Genomic DNA, 15265 nt, shown 5'->3' with positions numbered 1-15265 from the left:
TAGTTTCTGATTCGCCCAAACTTTCTTACGCCGAACTCACGTTATTTTATCTCCAAAGCGTAAGAACGTTCGGGAACCGTCAAATAAGAAGAAATTTCTCCCGTATCTTCCCGAAGCCTTGTGTTCTGATTGAAGGTATCCAAAATGATCTTTCCATCTTGAACAAAATTATAGAGATAATTTCCAGGTTTCATCTTTTTGATAAGAGTAAAAACTTCATTATCCTTTTTTAATACGTCCTCTTCCGGATCCCAATGATTGAAGTCTCCAACGAGTGTGATCATCTCTGCATCTGGGGCATAAATCCTAAACTCGACGGTTCTATATTCCAATTCCTCATAGGGAGAATCTTCCAAAATTCGAGTGGTCGCGAGTTTATCCGGCCCGGAAGGAATTGCGATCAATCTAGAAACCAAGGAACCGTTTCCGTCTTCCGCCGAATCCGGGTTAGACGGATCATGAGTGAATAAACCGTCCACTCTAAACTTATATTCCAGTATTTTAAGTTCCTCTCGAATCGTATCTCTACTTTCTGGATTAAGTACAATATAAAAAACTCCGTGACTGTTCTTTTTCAAAGGAATACATCTCCAAAGAGAAAAGTTTCCGCATATAGAAACCTCCTCGTTTTCGATTCCTTCAAAGGTGAACAAAATTCCACGATTGAGGAGCTTTCCAGTTTCCAAAGATAAGGTAGAATCGATGTAACGAATGTATCTAGGAGCCACGGCCTTTTTTAGTTTTTCCATCTGCCAGTAATAATAAATCTTCTCCTTTTCCACAGGTTCCAAAAAGTCTTCGTAGTCTTCTGATGAAAAAGATCCGATCCAATTTCCTGTATCTTCGTCGGCACCAATTGCAACGCTTATCGTCAAAAGTAGTATTAATAAAATTTTAATTACAGGGATCGATTTCATTCTGGATACAAGTTCGATCAATTTCTGAAAAAGCATAAGGCAAATCCGTAGTCGCTTTCGCAGAAATCAGATCGAGTCCTATATAGGACATAAATTTTTTTTCGATTCGGATAGGGTTTACACGATTTAAGGGAGAGTTTTTTCCTTGGAGAATCCACAGGCCTACCGATATAATTTAGCAGGAAATCATGGCAGAGGCGAATTCTACCCCACTGAACGAAGCTGAACTAGAGCAAATTCATTCTATTCTTCAGCCTCTATCCAAGAATCCGGAAATTTCGGAAGAACTCAATCCGATGCTTTCCGTATTTCGTCAGAAGATGGGATACGGAACTCAAACACTCTCTCACGACGAAGAGGAAGAAGCCGAAGAACCTACCTCAAAGGCAAGTGAGGAAGTAGATTCCGATTATGAATCTCCAGAACCGGAAAGCCCGAAAAGACCTCCTACCAAAGTTTTTGAAGACGACGATATCGATTTAGATGAACTCTTAGCAGAACCGGGACAAACACAACAAGTAGACAATTTTGAAACTTCTCCTTCCGTTGATTCCGACCAAACGGACCCATTCGCAGATTTTGGAATGGACTCCGAACCGACTCCGACTACTTCGGAAGAACAGGATCCATTCAGTGATTTTGGACTTTCGGAAGAAACGAGCGCGGGCCCTTCTCCTGATGATTTTTCATTCGGAGAAGAATCTACGAGTATGGATGAGGGAGATCCGTTTGCTGGTATAGAGGAAATGACGGGAGATTCCCCCGACCCATTTGCTGGAATGGAAGAATCTTCCGGAGCAGATCCGTTCGGAGGAACCGATATCGGAGATGATTTTTCATCCGTATCTTCTCCCGCTTCGGAAACAGATCCATTTGCGGATATGGACACATTCACATCCATTCCCGAATCTACCGCTGACAGTTCCGATCCATTTGCTGGAATGGATGTACTCGAAACCCCAAGCGGAGGAGATGAGTTCGATCTTTCCAGAACAGAACCCGCTTCTACCGATAGAGGAGATTCTTTTGATGAATTTATGTCCCCGGCGGAGCCCGGCGGTGGGGACGATGATTTTTTCAGTTCCCCCGCGGACTCGGGACCTTCTTCAACCGAATCCGATCCGTTTGCCGACTTTGGCGATTTAGGTCCTCCTACAGGACAAGATCCGTTTTCGAATCTCGCCTCTTCTGCTACCGTTTCCGAAGATCCTTTTGCCGATTTTGTTCCTTCCACAGAAGAAGACACGTTATCCGACATCCCGGCGGATGCGGACTCTTCCTTCGAATCCTTCAGTCCCGACTTAGAGTCCGATGTGGATGGAAGAGATTTCGATTCCGGAAGTTCCTTAGGCTTAGAAGCGGATCTGCAAGGGCTCGCAAACGAAGAAAAACAGGATATCGATAAGGGACTCAAAGACGAAGAACTAGCAATCATACAAAAAGAAATTCTCAGATACCCGCCTACTTTACGTCGTGCGGTGATTGATTCAATCGTTCAAGATCGGCTAACGCCTAGGGATCAAAAAGGACTCTTAGAATTAATCAAGATCGAAAGTTCTCCCCAAGAAATCGCCGACTTCCTCTCCGGAGCCTTAGGAGAAACTATTTCCATCTCTCAAAAAATGAGCGGATTCTCCAAAGACGGAGTTCCTATCATTTCTACAGATCCTGTTTATACCAAAGAAGGCCTACAAAGACAAAAAAAAGTAATCCGCAGGACAATCATCACAATCGCGGCTACGATCTTTTTCGTAGTAGGCGGAACGTTATTTTACAAAAACTTCATCATTCCAAATCAAGCAGCTCAGTATTACGAACAAGGCCTCACTCTGATTCGCGAGGCGGGAGTTTATCCGAAAAACAGCGAGACCCGAAAGAAAAAATTCTTCGAAGCGGAAGAATCTTTCGCTAGAGGAGAAAATATTCTCCCGAACCATCTCAAGTATTTGAATCTCTACGGTGTGGAATATACAAGAGTTGAGGAATACGACAGAGCCTTTGAAAAATTATTTGGTAAAGTAAGTCCCGATTTCGGCTCCGGAAGAGAAGAACCTTCTTCCAACGCTTGGGACAAACGCGAAAAGGTTCCTATCATCACCCTTGCCAAAGGCCACGTCTGGGATAACGCAAAACTTCCGATCGCAGGAAAGACCGGAAGCGAAAATCGTATGCTCCTCGTCGCTCAAGACGGAATTCAAAGAAAGATCATGAAAGCCGGCGCGTATATTGTGATGCGTCTAGAAAAACAAACACACGACAATCCAACGTATAAGAATTTGGGAAGATTCCATTCTTCCATTATGCCTTCTTTTACCGAGCCTTCTCTCGGAGGCGGAAAATATAAAAACGATCAGCTTGCGATTAACTTTTTCAAACAGGTGTATACCGACGGAAACGAACCCTACGATGAGGAGTCCACCGCCGGAATCGCAAAAATTTATTACAACCGAAGGGAATTCGGCAAAGCCGCATCGTTTTACAATAAGATCGTGGAGATCGATCCTTCGAGCTCCGTTGGACAAGGTGGCCTACTTTCCACTTACATCGAAATGTGGAAGGAAGACGGAAATCCTCAGTTCGTGATCAACCACCACAGACAGATCAAGAACAACCTGAATATAGAAAAGAAACTTTCTCTTCACGTTCTTTCCAAACTTGCTTCCTTCTACACCGATCTGAATAAAAAAGAATTAAGAATTCGTTATAATATCAATCCTATGGATCAGGTTTCAGGAATGGAAGTCAACGACAACGCTCTTGAAATTCTGGATCTCATCTATCATAAAACGGAAGAAGATCCCGTGACCGGAACGGAAATCGAAGGTTCCCAATATGCGGAAGGCTACTATCAAAGAGGAAGATATTTCGCTTCCATCAAGGAATCCATCCAAGCCAGAAGATTTTTCGAAAAAGCCGCGACACTCGATCCCGCTCATTATCTCGCTTCCACAGAACTCGCAGAAAACGCGATTCGTCTCGCAAACTTCGCAGAAGCAGATAAATTGTTAAACGAATCCCTCAAACGTTTTGAGAATTACAAACAAAGCTACGGAGCAAGAGAAGAGGACGAAACACTGATCCAAGGAAACGTGGGCCGCATCTATTTCGATAAGGCGAGAATCCAATATTTATCCGCGGCAGGGATTCATGAAAAAGATAAGATCACCGAATTTCCGGGACGTAAAATTTATCCGTTCCGTGCAAGAACCATGATGGATACGGTCGCAAAAACAAGATCTATGGAACTCAAAAATTCTCTGGATGGATTTTCCAAAGCGGAATCAGTTCAAATTGATGAAAACGAATTCACCCTCATTCGCAGATGGAGAACTCCCCTTCCCATAGGAATCCAAAGAGAACTTCGCTACTTCAAAGGTTGGGTGGATTATATGAACGGAGACTTTGCCACTTCCCTCAACGAATGGGCCGGTTTTGAAGACGAGGACGAGTACAACCATTCCACCTTGCTCATGGGTAAAGCAAACGCTTTCTTTTATACAGGCCAATATAAGGCGAGTCTTGGAAACTATCTCAAAGTTCAAGACGATATGGAAGAAAGACTTTTGAATATGGGCCTCCCCAAGCCGGATGATCCATATCACCAGGAAGTCTATCAGACATTAGTCGCCGCTTATAACAACATCGGCGCGGTCTATGAAAAACAGGGAAACACTGCCGAAGCTCTGAAACATTATTGGAAGGCGATCGAAACCGCAAGAAAAATCAACGAGATTTCGGAAATCGCAATGTCGAACAAGGATCTCATGTTCAAAAAAGAAGCCATCGGTCAAGATCCTCTTCTGGAAGACTGGCTCTCTCCTACTTTGGACAGCGTTAAAAAGTTGACGAGAGAATGAAAAAGCGTTATCGCATGTGACGATAGAGAATAGAGTTGTTGAAAAATTCCATGATTCAGATTAACAAAACCGCTTCAAACTTCCATTTCAATGAAGTAGAAACGGATAGAGAATTAATTTTTCAACAACTCTAATGTTCTTTACAAGAGTTTAGTCAAGGTTGCGAAGAGAGATTCAAAGATAAATCTAAAAAAAACTATGGTTATCTTGTATCCAAGAAGCCGAAATAACATTATAGAAATTGAATATTAAGATAACGTGAGTTCGATATCTTTTGCCTGCAACGGGAGGCAGAAAGCTTTATGAGATTGTTGAAACCTGTCCTGCGAGAATATTGTATCAAAATGGGTAGGGATAAGGTTTTCGCCTTCTAAAAAAGAATCATCTTCTTTTGGAAAAACAAAGAAAATATGCGAGAACCACAAATTCAAACCACCCTTTTTTCAAATATCCTAATTTAATCAACAACTCAACGCAGACCACGGGATCAGCATGACCGAAGAAAACCATTGTTATGAAAACTCTCTCGCGGAAAGAATTAATAAAACTCTTAAATTCGAATTCGGGTTACATAATACTTTTAATTGTTTTAAAGAAGCTCAAATCGCTCTCAATCAAGCCGTTTTTCTTTGCAACAATGTTAGACCCCATGAGTCGCTTCTCTTTGAAACGCCCAGCTCATTCGAAAATAAATTTACTAAAAATAGGAGAAACCACGGGTCAAAAAGAAAACTCAAACACATTGCTTCCTATGGGTCGCAACGTGGGTCAACATTTACGCCTATCCACTGCCCCCCTAAAAACCTGACATCTAAGATATCGCCTTGAAAAACTGAAGGCAGCAAGACTAACGCAATAGATTTCAGGATCGAGACGAAATTCCAATCTACAAACTTGGAAATATCGAGTTTTACGTTTAAATTATTCAATATTCTCCAAAAATCCAGCAAGTTTTAAAACATACTCTCACACTCGAAAATACTCAAAGATCAACACTCGCTCATATTAAAACATAAAAATTAAGGATTCAGAATATTCAACTTTGATTGAGTATCTAATCTTTCTCGAAGCGATTTTAATAGGAATTGAAATTTTGCCGCTTCTGCGGGAGAAAAAAATTGGTTTGTTGTTTTTTCTCTGGAGGAGAAACTGAACGCAACTTCCTTTGCATGAATGATTTTATCGGCGACTTCTGTCGGAACAAAAGAGGAAATTCGAACGGAATCAGAATAATCGGTTCCTACTTTGCGAAGATTGAACCAAGCCCCGTCAAGTTTTAAGGAAACTCCGACCGGAAAACTAACCTCGAAAGAACTGAGATAGTAATCTAGAAAGATAGATTTTTCAGAAGTTGAATTTTTAAAAACACCTCGAAAACTCAAAGATCGAGTGTCCCCACCGGAGCAAAAAAGATGAAATCCAGGACAGAGAGAATCCGAATTGAATAAGACCTGTTCGAGAGCCGGTTCGGGAGTTCGACGGATAGAATCGCCAGAAGAACAGCCGATTCCTGTAAACAGGCTGAGACAAAAAAGAAAAATGAAAAACAGAATCTTCAAAAGTTCCCCCAAAATTGTTTCCCCCAATTTTTTTAGTATACCTTGGATTTGAAAGGAAATTCCAATGAATTCTCCATAAGAACCGGAGAATTCCAAAAAAGAAGATCAAATTTCGTCTTTGAAGAGCTTTTCTCAAACTAGGATTTTTTCCGTAACAAGCCAAGTAAAAATTCAATTTTCAGGGAATCGCATTCTTGAAATCTTGGTAGGTAAATGATTTCATTTCCAAAAGATAAGATCAATGTTCTCCTTCTCGAAAACGTTCACCAAGATGCGTTTGATATGTTCAAGAAAGACGGTTTTAATGTGCGTCTTCTCCCTGCGGCCTATTCGGCAAAAGAACTTTTGGATGAAATTGAAAATGTCCACGTTCTGGGAATTCGAAGTAAAACCAACGTAACTTCCGCCATTTTAGAAAAAGCCAAAAGACTTTTGACAATCGGTTGTTTTTGCATCGGAACCAACCAGGTAGATCTTTCCGGAGCGGAAAAAAAAGGAATTCCTGTATTCAATGCCCCTTATTCCAACACTCGTTCCGTCGCAGAACTCGTGATTTCCGAAATCATCATGCTCGCCAGAAGAGTTCCAGATCATATCCGAAATACTCATTCCGGAATTTGGAACAAAATCTCCAAAAATTGTTTCGAAGTTCGAGGTAAAACGATCGGAATCGTAGGTTATGGTCATATCGGAAGCCAAGTCTCCGTTCTCGCAGAAGCGATGGGAATGAAGGTCATCTACTACGACGTCCAAATGGTTCTTCCTCTCGGAAACGCAACTCCGGTCGAAAGTTATCAGGAGCTTTTAAAGAACTCGGATTTCATCACATTCCACGTTCCGGAAACTCCTCAAACGATGAATCTCTACGGAAAAAAAGAAATCGAGATCACCAAAAAAGGTGCATACATGATTAACCTTTCCAGAGGGAAAGTTGTAGATCTGGAAGCACTTGCACAAGCAATCAAGTCCGGTCATATTTCCGGAGCGGGAATCGACGTTTTTCCACAAGAACCCGAATCGAACAACGATCCGTTTTTAACTCCGATGCAAAACCTGCCTAACGTGATTCTTACCCCGCATATAGGAGGCAGCACCGAAGAAGCGCAAAAAAACATCGGTTCCGAAGTCGCGAGTAAACTTTTAAAATTCGTAAACAACGGTTCGACTACTTTTTCCGTAAATTTTCCGAACCTGGAAATCACACCATTGCCGTCCGGTCAGTATAGAATTCTAAACGTTCATAAAAACCAACCCGGCTTTTTAAAGGACATCAACTCTATGGTTTCGGAAATCGGCGCAAATATCAGCTCCCAACACTTGGGAACCAGCGCGGAAATCGGTTATCTATCGATGGTGATCGACAAATCCGTTGGAAACGAACTCAAGGAAAAAATCGAAAAACATCCGTTTTCGATTAAAACTCGAATTCTTTACTGAACATTTTGCCATTACCGAAAGTAGTGCGCTAGAATATAATGAAAATTTAATATAATAAATCCCAGCTCCCGAGAGAAATTTTAGGATTTTGCTTGATCGAATCTGGTGGAGTTTTGCATCGTTGTGCCATGCATTACAATAGAATTCCAAACACAGTCACGGTCTATCTGAGCCAATTGACCGGTCAAAACCTTCGGTTGGCTGAAAATATCCTGAAAGGTTTGCTCCACAGAACCGACTCTCCCATTGAACCTGGAACGATCTTAGAACTCAAACTAGGAACGATTAGTCTTTCCGGAGCGATTCAAATTCCGGTCAAAGTGATCCGTTGCGACAAAATTTCGGAATCGGAGTATGATCTCTATATGAACTATACGGAAAAAGATTTTAATAAGATCCAAGAGATTGAAGACTTAATTCGGGATCTTTCTTAAACGGTCCATTTATAAAATGTGCGCTCCGGTTGATTCGTTTTTACTTGGATTGACCAATTAGAATATTCACAATCTCTCTATCTTTTCTGCTGAGGAAAATTCGCTTCTTAGAATACCCAAATCTCAAAAATTTTTCATTTTGTTCTACAATAAAGCGAGCAAAGGATTTTCTAAAAGTACGATTTCAAAATGTATTCTTTATGGAGCTACTGTGTGTTTCACCCTCCCATCGTGCCAACTTTCAAATCAAACTTTAATTTTTTCAAAATCGATCCGTTGTCCGTTCAACCTTTCCGGCAATCTTTGTACGAATTGACAAAGAAGTTCTCATAAAAAATCTAATTCCATATGAATCCATTTTCCTCAATGCCCGAAGCGGATACAAAAGAGTTTGCGGAGTATTTTCAAGAACAAGACCAATTTTCCCATAAAATCGGTTATAAAATTCTCTCCGTTAGCCCAGGAAAAAGCGAATACGAAATCAAGGTTGACGACTCTTTTTTCAATCCGGTTAAGATCGTTCACGGAGGCGCGCTTTTTTCCGCAATGGACAGTTCGGCTGGAGCCGCGATGGCCGCTTGGATTCGATCTTCCAATTTAAAATATAAATTTATGGCAACCGCAACCGCCGAAATCAAATATCGTAAAAGTGTTACAAAAGGAAAAGTGAGGATTAAAAGCGAAATCACGGAACAAAAGCGTTCGATTATAAAATTGATTTCCCAAGCCTTCGACGAAGAAGGAAGCTTAGTTGCAGAACTATTCTCCACCTGGGTAGTTAAATTAGAAAATTAAAATATTCAAAAATTACTTTTTCTTTCACTAGATTTCATTCATTTGAAATTTTCAAAATCCATAACCTTACTGATTTTCTACATAATAAGTGCCCAAGATTCTGTCTTTAAATGGCAATTTGTGCTAAAATTGACGGTACTCCTTTATGTAGAATCAGTAAAGAAACTGACTTTGGCGCTCATGAACCAAATAAATTCTTATCTGCGCAGCCCTAATCTTTTCCGGTAAAAAACAGAACATGTGGGAAACATAACGAATCCCTACTTTTTCAATAAGACCCTGAATCGAACAAAATAAAAAACAATCCTTATCAAAGAAAGAAAATAGGATCGAAGTTTTAACTTTCGCCCCTCTTTCAAAAAGCTACGTCGCAAAATACAATTTGAACCCATTTTTTAAGAACGATCCAATCCATAATAATGACCACCAGATCGTATTTTCTTTTATCTTCTGAAAGAGAGAGTCGATCTTTAATCTGATACTTTTCGTAAGATTTTTTTTGAACCGATCTAGAATGAATTCTATTTCATCAAGCTACAAAAAATTCCGCGCGACTGATACTCGCAATCTCCACGGCGCTCGTAAGATTCTTTGAAGGAAAATACACGACTCGTTCGCCCACCATTTTACGATTGCGGTCCAATTCCACACGAGAACCGTCTTTGAGATACAAAACGATATCGATCCCGCGATAATTGATGTATCTTTCCAACTGATTCTTAAACTTTGCACCCTGCTCTTGCATGAAAACATCCTTAAAAATTGTTGAAAAAATGTTCTGGAAATATGGGTGAAAGTACAAGCTTTTTTTTGTAAATGAGACATTTTTTATTCGGAAGTCAATGGAATCTTTTCCTGAAGAACCCAAGTTATCCCGCCGTCTATGGAAACATAACGCTTCAAGGCCGATCCATTGACAAATGAGTGTAACTTCTCCGTCCCTGAATTTGTCCCAAAAACACCCAATGCGGCAGTATAACTCGGAACCGGGTCGGCGTCGTATTGCGGAGCTGGAAGCGCCAAACCATCTTGACTGATCCGGGTCCAAGAAACCCCAACATCCGCGCTTCTATAAAGATAAGTAGACGGAGTCTTCGCACTTGGAATCGCTACAAAAGCTAAGAATGTAACCGGGCCAACGTTGAAGGAACGCACAAATTCGATGACATCCGTCGCGAGAAGAGCAGCTGCAGAGACAACTTGCTGATTTGAGTTCCCGGGAGAGGTAAGAGAGCCTAAGGAAGTAATATCCCCTGGAGTCGTAGTAATTCGAATCGAATCGTTTGTATGTTCTATATAATGCGACTGGATAAGATCCGGTTGGATATCGAAGTGATTCGTTCCTGCAAACGTGTTGAAAGGAACCGACTTATAGTTTGCAACCAAAGCGACCGGATTGACACCAAACGCCGTAACCGTCCCATCCGTAACATAAAATGAATAACTAACTCCGGAAATCGAATCAACACACCAACCCACCGCATTATTATGCGCGACATAGGTACAATTAGTCGAGATAGGTCCCGGAATTGTAATACGATTGGTAAAATCGCTGTCTACGTTATAACAAGTGGTAGTATTCGTTGAAATCGGTTGTTCGCAAAAAACCGCTTTTTCCACAATCCCTACGTTATACGCTCCGAAACCGACGATTTTTTCCCCCGAAATTGCGGGAAAAACTTTTGTGAAAGTCATTCTGCTTCCGGATTGCGGAAGCGCGAAACCAGCCCAATAATAATATTCGTAAGTGAAAGCACCCGAAGTATCCGCGCTTTTGACTTCGAAAAGAATAGAATACTTATTATTCGTATTTGCCGGATTGTAACCGTATCCGATCATACTCGTAACCTGATTCCCGACCATCGGAATATTGGTAGGAATCATATCCGTTGAATTTTCATTCGCGACAATTAGGTCGATTCGATTTTTCGGATTATCCGAAGAACCAAAGTTTCTTCGGATATAAGAAACATACGTATCCGTATTCGCTTTACGAAACGCGGAGTGTCGATTCATCATAAAATTCGTATACCCTTCTTTGGAAGTGGAAAGAAGCGCCCGAATTAAACTGAAAATTCCGGCGGAATCGAAAGGACTTTCCTCGAACTTATAACAACTCAAAAACGCCAATAACATTAGAATAAAATAATATTTTTTCATATAAAATTTCTAAAAAAACCAATTATATCGAACTTCCGCTCTCCAATCCGTCATCTTCGAGTTTAGAAAATTGGTCTCCCTCATAGAATCCAATTGGATTCCTTTGGGGAGAATTGCCCCACCTGGAGCAACGATTTTCTCCTTTTCCCAATTTACACCCGTAAAATAAGAATGCGTTAGCTGGATAAAATAAATCAGGACGGTTCCGATTACAATGTTTTCATATTCATCAACCGACTTCTTATACTCGGAGCGTTTCCCATTTAGAATCGCTTCTCTGATCAGAAGATTTTCACTGATTTGCCCGATAAGCGCGGCATCTTTATATTCGGATTTTTTTCTCTCAATTTCTTCGGTGGAAAGTACGGTCAGAACAACTCCTCCCCAAAAAAGCGCCCCGTAAAATATACCGATTTTTTTTCGATCTACTTTATAATGTCCCCAACCGGGAAGAACGGCCGATCTCCAAACTAGATCCCAACGACTTCTCGTCCTAAAATTCCGTATTTCCGATTTAGATAGGATCGTATCTTTTTTGATCTTTTTTTTATCGCCTGTCGATTTAAATTCCCGGGTCTTAGCTTCTTCTTTCTTACGGATTTGCTTGGCTTCCTCTTCGCTTACGTCTTTGTAAATTACCTTGAGAACTCCATTTTTAGATAAGGTCTGAACGCTTCCATTTTCCATACGAATTGTTATGATTTTTTCGTTTTGAACAGTAACTTTACCTTTAATCGAGGTTCCATCTTTTAAAAGAATCGTCTGCGCACTCCAAAGAGAAAACGAAGAGAACATAAAAAGGATTACAATCGATCGGAATGGGAAAATCATTCTATTCTGTAAAAAATCCATCTGAATTTCACAAAAGAATTCTTAGAATTTCCGTTTGAAAACGAGGCTGAATTCTTTCCCAAGGGACGTTAACCGACCGCAATTCCTATTATCAATATTTTTTTATTCAACGATCTAGAAACCATTTCAAAAACATCTCAATTATATTTCGATGGAACTCTAGAACAAACTCTTAAATTGGTCCGCGGATTCGATTTGAGAGCCAAACTAAGGGCCACACCTGAAACGTCGTTTCCACTGCGACAAGATTTCACTTTGAGTTGCCCGACCGAAAACTTTTCGAATTTCGTTTTACAATCCACAAAGGGACATCTACAAATTGCGAATTAATTAGAATAACTTAATATTTCTTTTGGCTACAATAACTCGGTTTTGAACGATCCTAAAATCCTAACTACTTAGAAAGAAAATCGTGTTTGGCGTAGAATTCGTTTAACAATTCTTCCAGTTTTTCGGGTTGGTCGTGGTGCATATTGTGACCCGCGTTTTCCATTTCGACATATTCTAGATGTCTAAAATGGGAAAGGATTTCTTCCCTATTTTCAGGCATGAGATGCGTTTCTTTTCCGTAAATAATAAGTGTCGGAGAAGAAATACACTCCCAGAGATGACGAGTCAGATACGGAGAAAAGATGAAAGGGAATCCTCTTTTGTAAAGAGGATCGTTTTTCCATTGAAATCCGGTATCCGTCTTTTTAGAAAGATAAGTCGCCAAATCTCGAACTTTTTTCGGATCCAATCTAGGATAAACGGGTTTCAAACGAATTGTCAATTCGTCTAAATTCGAAAAACTTTTATTCTTTCTTTCCCTAGTCCCAACTTCGTTGTTCTCGAGCGTATCTAACCAAGCTTTCAGACGTTTCTTTTCAAACTCCGGATTTTGAATCGACATAAAACCTTCCAGACAAACCAGACTTAAAATCTTCTCCGGATAAATTCCCGCAAATCTTGCTCCGATTCCTCCCCCCATCGAATGACCTAAGATATGAAACTTTTCGGGAAGAAATTTGGAGACGAACGTCTTTACATCCACGAGAGTTTGGATGAAGTGATAGTTCCCCTCCCGAAGCCATTCGGAATCCCCATGACCTCTATAATCGAATCGATAAATATCGAAATGTTTGGTTAAAAACGGAAACTGATAGAGAAACGTATCCGATGCATCTTGAAATCCGTGAAATAAAAGTATCGAATGTTTCTTTTCGTTTTTATGAATTTTATAAGAAAGATTATATCCTCCAGATTGAAAAAAACCGCTTTCTATCTCACCCATATCAGCCTCTAAATAATTCCCGCCATTCTTTCGGAAGACTTGGAATACAGAAAGTAGAAACTTTTTCGACAAGAAGTTCGTCTCCTTCGTAAAGGTTTAAGATCTGATCCAAACTTTGAAGTAAATCGAATATCGTCTGCCTTCCCTTTTCGCTCAAATCTCCAGATTTGAAAACCGCTTCCAATTTTTCCTTGGACCTTTCCGCCTGCATCCTAGATCCTCGACCGTTCGGCTTTCCATATATCTTATGAAGAGAAACGGAAAGCTGGATGATTCCTTGAAGAAAGATCTTCCTAATCCCGAAATCCTTTTTCCATTGAAACTCAAGCACCTCGTGCGCCTCGAAGTATTTTCCCTCTCGGAACAATCTTTCTCCGTTTTGATAAGCGAAATCGATTGTCTCTTCCGGATCGGAAGTAGAGGTAATATGTTCTAAAAGAGCTACGATTTCAGGATCAAACTTCAAATCTTTTCCAATCCTGGTATTGAATATCGCTCGCGGGCGCCTCAAAGGAAAGACTCGCATCCTTCACGTATTCCTCCCTTCTCATCCCGAGTAGAACCACACCTTCTCCTAGGGAAGAGTGAAGCAGATGAAGTACTATCGTGGAAAGGTTCCAACCCTGATACTTCGGATAACACTTTAGAATTTCCTCATAGAGTCCGCTTCTATCCAGAACGTTTTTTTCAAACACATACTGTTCTAAAATGGGGAGCGCCTCGTTCAGAGTTTCGATGTATTCGGTTTGCGCTTTTTGTCCGCCTATCTTTTCGATCTGAGAAATCAGTTGTTGTAAAATCGGGATCACGGTTCTTTCCAAAAACTGATTCAGATGATCCTGGTTTTGAAACTGATCTATATACGGTTCGGTTACGGTTCGAAAAGTATATTTGACCGAGCCTTGGGGCAGAATCGAAAGCGATTTTTCTTCTCTTTCGTAGATTGCCTCTAATTTCTTCTTCAAAAGTAGTATAACGTCCCCGCTTTTTTTCTTTGGGTCATAAGAAAGTCTGCGAATGTTTCCGGAACTTGAGATTGCGTTTAACGGACGATTGATCAGAGGTAAAAGTCCGTTCTCATGGATGAGAGAAACTAAATTTTTTCCTTCAAACTTTGGATCCAAAAATCCGTTTTCCAAAAGATTTCCCGGAAATTGGACAACTGCAAAACCGGATTCATCCAATCCGAGTTCATCTTGAATTTCCTTTGCAATCCTTAAGATTCGAGTCAGAGAAGTTGCGGTATATTTTTGCGAATCTTCCGGAAAAGTATTGGATGAGATCCCGTAATATAATATTTTTCCCTCTTTCCGCTTTTGTTCCAAAAATCGAAATGAGTTTTGAATCCTTTCGTAATATTGTTCGGTGGCCTTTTCCTTAGATACGTTATGTTTCTCTCGATCCATCAAAAAGTATTCCGGGTTGTGGAGAAGAAACACGTCTACGGTTTCCAAACCAAGCCGCTGAAGCGATCTCTCCAACTGATCCTCTAAGAAAAAAGGATGAATACAATGATAACATTCTTCCGAATAATAAGTAATCTCCGGGAATTCCCTATTTTGTTTCTCGAGTTCTGTTACGATCTGTAGGTTTCTCCCTTGGATATATCCGGCCTTAGTTACGATAAAAACATTTTCTCGTTTTAATTCTCCCGCTCTAATTTTTTTTCGAAGAACCTTACCGACTAAACTTTCACTTTCTCCGTTTCCATAATTGGAGGAAGTATCGATTACGTTAAATCCTTCCGAAAAGGAAAGTTCCATCGCCTTTTCGTGTTCGGGAGATTCGAGCCCTACTCTGTAACACCCGAATGCGATCCTTGACAACGTTCTCCCTCGAAAGGAAAAATAGGGGTTTAAAGTTTTCTTTTTATCCGATTTTTTTTTGGAAAGAGAATACTCTTTTGTCGCCTGTGGCTCGGAACTACCTTCGAGTCTGTTTTTTTGATAAAGTTCTTGGAACGGATCAGATGGGTTCATTG

The 15265-nt window shown here is 40.5% G+C and carries 12 protein-coding genes and 2 pseudogenes; 6 read left to right on the top strand and 8 right to left on the bottom strand.

Annotation, left to right across the window (positions count from 1 at the left end; genetic code table 11):
- Positions 1–41: 41 nt before the first annotated feature.
- A complete protein-coding gene (locus tag LEP1GSC062_RS17510; protein WP_010578245.1) occupies positions 42–953 on the bottom strand; it encodes an early set domain-containing protein in 912 nt (303 codons plus the stop codon).
- A gap of 152 nt (positions 954–1105) precedes the next feature.
- Here LEP1GSC062_RS17510 and LEP1GSC062_RS17505 point away from each other — a divergent pair, with 152 nt between their 5' ends.
- The 3 genes and pseudogenes from LEP1GSC062_RS17505 to LEP1GSC062_RS25630 all read left to right on the top strand — a co-directional run.
- Positions 1106–4774, top strand: a complete 3669-nt coding sequence (locus LEP1GSC062_RS17505) for a tetratricopeptide repeat protein (RefSeq protein ID WP_020984855.1) — start codon at positions 1106–1108, stop codon at positions 4772–4774.
- A 132-nt stretch (positions 4775–4906) separates the two neighbouring features.
- Positions 4907–5026 (top strand): annotated as a pseudogene (locus LEP1GSC062_RS25635) (transposase); the annotation flags it as partial.
- A gap of 240 nt (positions 5027–5266) precedes the next feature.
- Positions 5267–5401 (top strand): annotated as a pseudogene (locus LEP1GSC062_RS25630) (integrase core domain-containing protein); the annotation flags it as partial.
- Positions 5402–5793: 392 nt separating this feature from the next.
- Here LEP1GSC062_RS25630 and LEP1GSC062_RS17495 read toward each other — a convergent pair.
- A complete protein-coding gene (locus tag LEP1GSC062_RS17495) occupies positions 5794–6429 on the bottom strand; it encodes a hypothetical protein (RefSeq protein WP_010578247.1) in 636 nt (211 codons plus the stop codon).
- A 117-nt stretch (positions 6430–6546) separates the two neighbouring features.
- Between LEP1GSC062_RS17495 and serA the strand changes: the two genes are divergently transcribed.
- From serA to LEP1GSC062_RS17480, 3 genes are all read left to right on the top strand, one after another.
- Positions 6547–7770 (top strand): phosphoglycerate dehydrogenase, encoded by a 1224-nt coding sequence (gene serA / locus LEP1GSC062_RS17490; RefSeq protein WP_010578248.1) that lies wholly within the window; start codon positions 6547–6549, stop codon positions 7768–7770.
- Positions 7771–7898: 128 nt separating this feature from the next.
- Positions 7899–8204, top strand: a complete 306-nt coding sequence (locus tag LEP1GSC062_RS17485; RefSeq protein WP_039942498.1) for a PilZ domain-containing protein — start codon at positions 7899–7901, stop codon at positions 8202–8204.
- Between the two features lie 366 nt (positions 8205–8570).
- Positions 8571–8999 carry a PaaI family thioesterase gene (locus LEP1GSC062_RS17480; RefSeq protein WP_020984835.1) on the top strand — a complete coding sequence of 143 codons (429 nt, stop codon included), beginning with the start codon at positions 8571–8573 and terminating at the stop codon, positions 8997–8999.
- A 529-nt stretch (positions 9000–9528) separates the two neighbouring features.
- Here the strand turns inward: LEP1GSC062_RS17480 and LEP1GSC062_RS17475 are convergent.
- The 6 genes from LEP1GSC062_RS17475 to LEP1GSC062_RS17450 all read right to left on the bottom strand — a co-directional run bounded on the left by LEP1GSC062_RS17475 (position 9529) and on the right by LEP1GSC062_RS17450 (position 15263).
- Positions 9529–9744 (bottom strand): hypothetical protein, encoded by a 216-nt coding sequence (locus LEP1GSC062_RS17475; RefSeq protein WP_020984821.1) that lies wholly within the window; start codon positions 9742–9744, stop codon positions 9529–9531.
- An 83-nt stretch (positions 9745–9827) separates the two neighbouring features.
- On the bottom strand, positions 9828–11159 hold the full coding sequence (locus LEP1GSC062_RS17470) for an LIC11996 family lipoprotein (RefSeq protein ID WP_020984880.1): 1332 nt from the start codon (positions 11157–11159) through the stop codon (positions 9828–9830).
- Positions 11160–11168: 9 nt separating this feature from the next.
- Positions 11169–12011 (bottom strand): LA_0442/LA_0875 N-terminal domain-containing protein, encoded by an 843-nt coding sequence (locus tag LEP1GSC062_RS17465; RefSeq protein ID WP_020984927.1) that lies wholly within the window; start codon positions 12009–12011, stop codon positions 11169–11171.
- 394 nt (positions 12012–12405) lie between these two features.
- The gene (locus LEP1GSC062_RS17460) at positions 12406–13284 is read right to left on the bottom strand and encodes an alpha/beta fold hydrolase (RefSeq protein WP_020984839.1); all 879 of its coding nucleotides are present in this window, start codon (positions 13282–13284) and stop codon (positions 12406–12408) included.
- Position 13285: 1 nt separating this feature from the next.
- A complete protein-coding gene (locus tag LEP1GSC062_RS17455; protein WP_010578254.1) occupies positions 13286–13750 on the bottom strand; it encodes a DUF309 domain-containing protein in 465 nt (154 codons plus the stop codon).
- A complete protein-coding gene (locus LEP1GSC062_RS17450; RefSeq protein ID WP_010578255.1) occupies positions 13740–15263 on the bottom strand; it encodes an aldo/keto reductase in 1524 nt (507 codons plus the stop codon). The genes LEP1GSC062_RS17455 and LEP1GSC062_RS17450 overlap by 11 nt, the downstream gene beginning before the upstream one ends.
- Between the last annotated feature and the right edge of the window lie 2 nt (positions 15264–15265).

The organism is Leptospira alexanderi serovar Manhao 3 str. L 60 (assembly GCF_000243815.2).
Classification (GTDB): Bacteria; Spirochaetota; Leptospiria; order Leptospirales; family Leptospiraceae; genus Leptospira; species Leptospira alexanderi.
The sequence above is the reverse complement of the archived record's forward strand: the minus strand, read 5'-3'. Positions and strand labels throughout refer to the sequence as shown.

What these genes read in the sequence shown, in the direction of transcription:
- LEP1GSC062_RS17510 (WP_010578245.1), bottom strand. Translation starts at nt 953, where the DNA reads ATGCTTTTTCAGAAATTGATCGAACTTGTATCCAGAATGAAATCGATC.
- LEP1GSC062_RS17505 (WP_020984855.1), top strand. Translation starts at nt 1,106, where the DNA reads ATGGCAGAGGCGAATTCTACCCCACTGAACGAAGCTGAACTAGAGCAA.
- serA (WP_010578248.1), top strand. Translation starts at nt 6,547, where the DNA reads ATGATTTCATTTCCAAAAGATAAGATCAATGTTCTCCTTCTCGAAAAC.
- LEP1GSC062_RS17485 (WP_039942498.1), top strand. Translation starts at nt 7,899, where the DNA reads ATGCATTACAATAGAATTCCAAACACAGTCACGGTCTATCTGAGCCAA.
- LEP1GSC062_RS17480 (WP_020984835.1), top strand. Translation starts at nt 8,571, where the DNA reads ATGCCCGAAGCGGATACAAAAGAGTTTGCGGAGTATTTTCAAGAACAA.
- LEP1GSC062_RS17475 (WP_020984821.1), bottom strand. Translation starts at nt 9,744, where the DNA reads ATGCAAGAGCAGGGTGCAAAGTTTAAGAATCAGTTGGAAAGATACATC.
- LEP1GSC062_RS17470 (WP_020984880.1), bottom strand. Translation starts at nt 11,159, where the DNA reads ATGAAAAAATATTATTTTATTCTAATGTTATTGGCGTTTTTGAGTTGT.
- LEP1GSC062_RS17465 (WP_020984927.1), bottom strand. Translation starts at nt 12,011, where the DNA reads ATGGATTTTTTACAGAATAGAATGATTTTCCCATTCCGATCGATTGTA.
- LEP1GSC062_RS17460 (WP_020984839.1), bottom strand. Translation starts at nt 13,284, where the DNA reads ATGGGTGAGATAGAAAGCGGTTTTTTTCAATCTGGAGGATATAATCTT.
- LEP1GSC062_RS17450 (WP_010578255.1), bottom strand. Translation starts at nt 15,263, where the DNA reads ATGAACCCATCTGATCCGTTCCAAGAACTTTATCAAAAAAACAGACTC.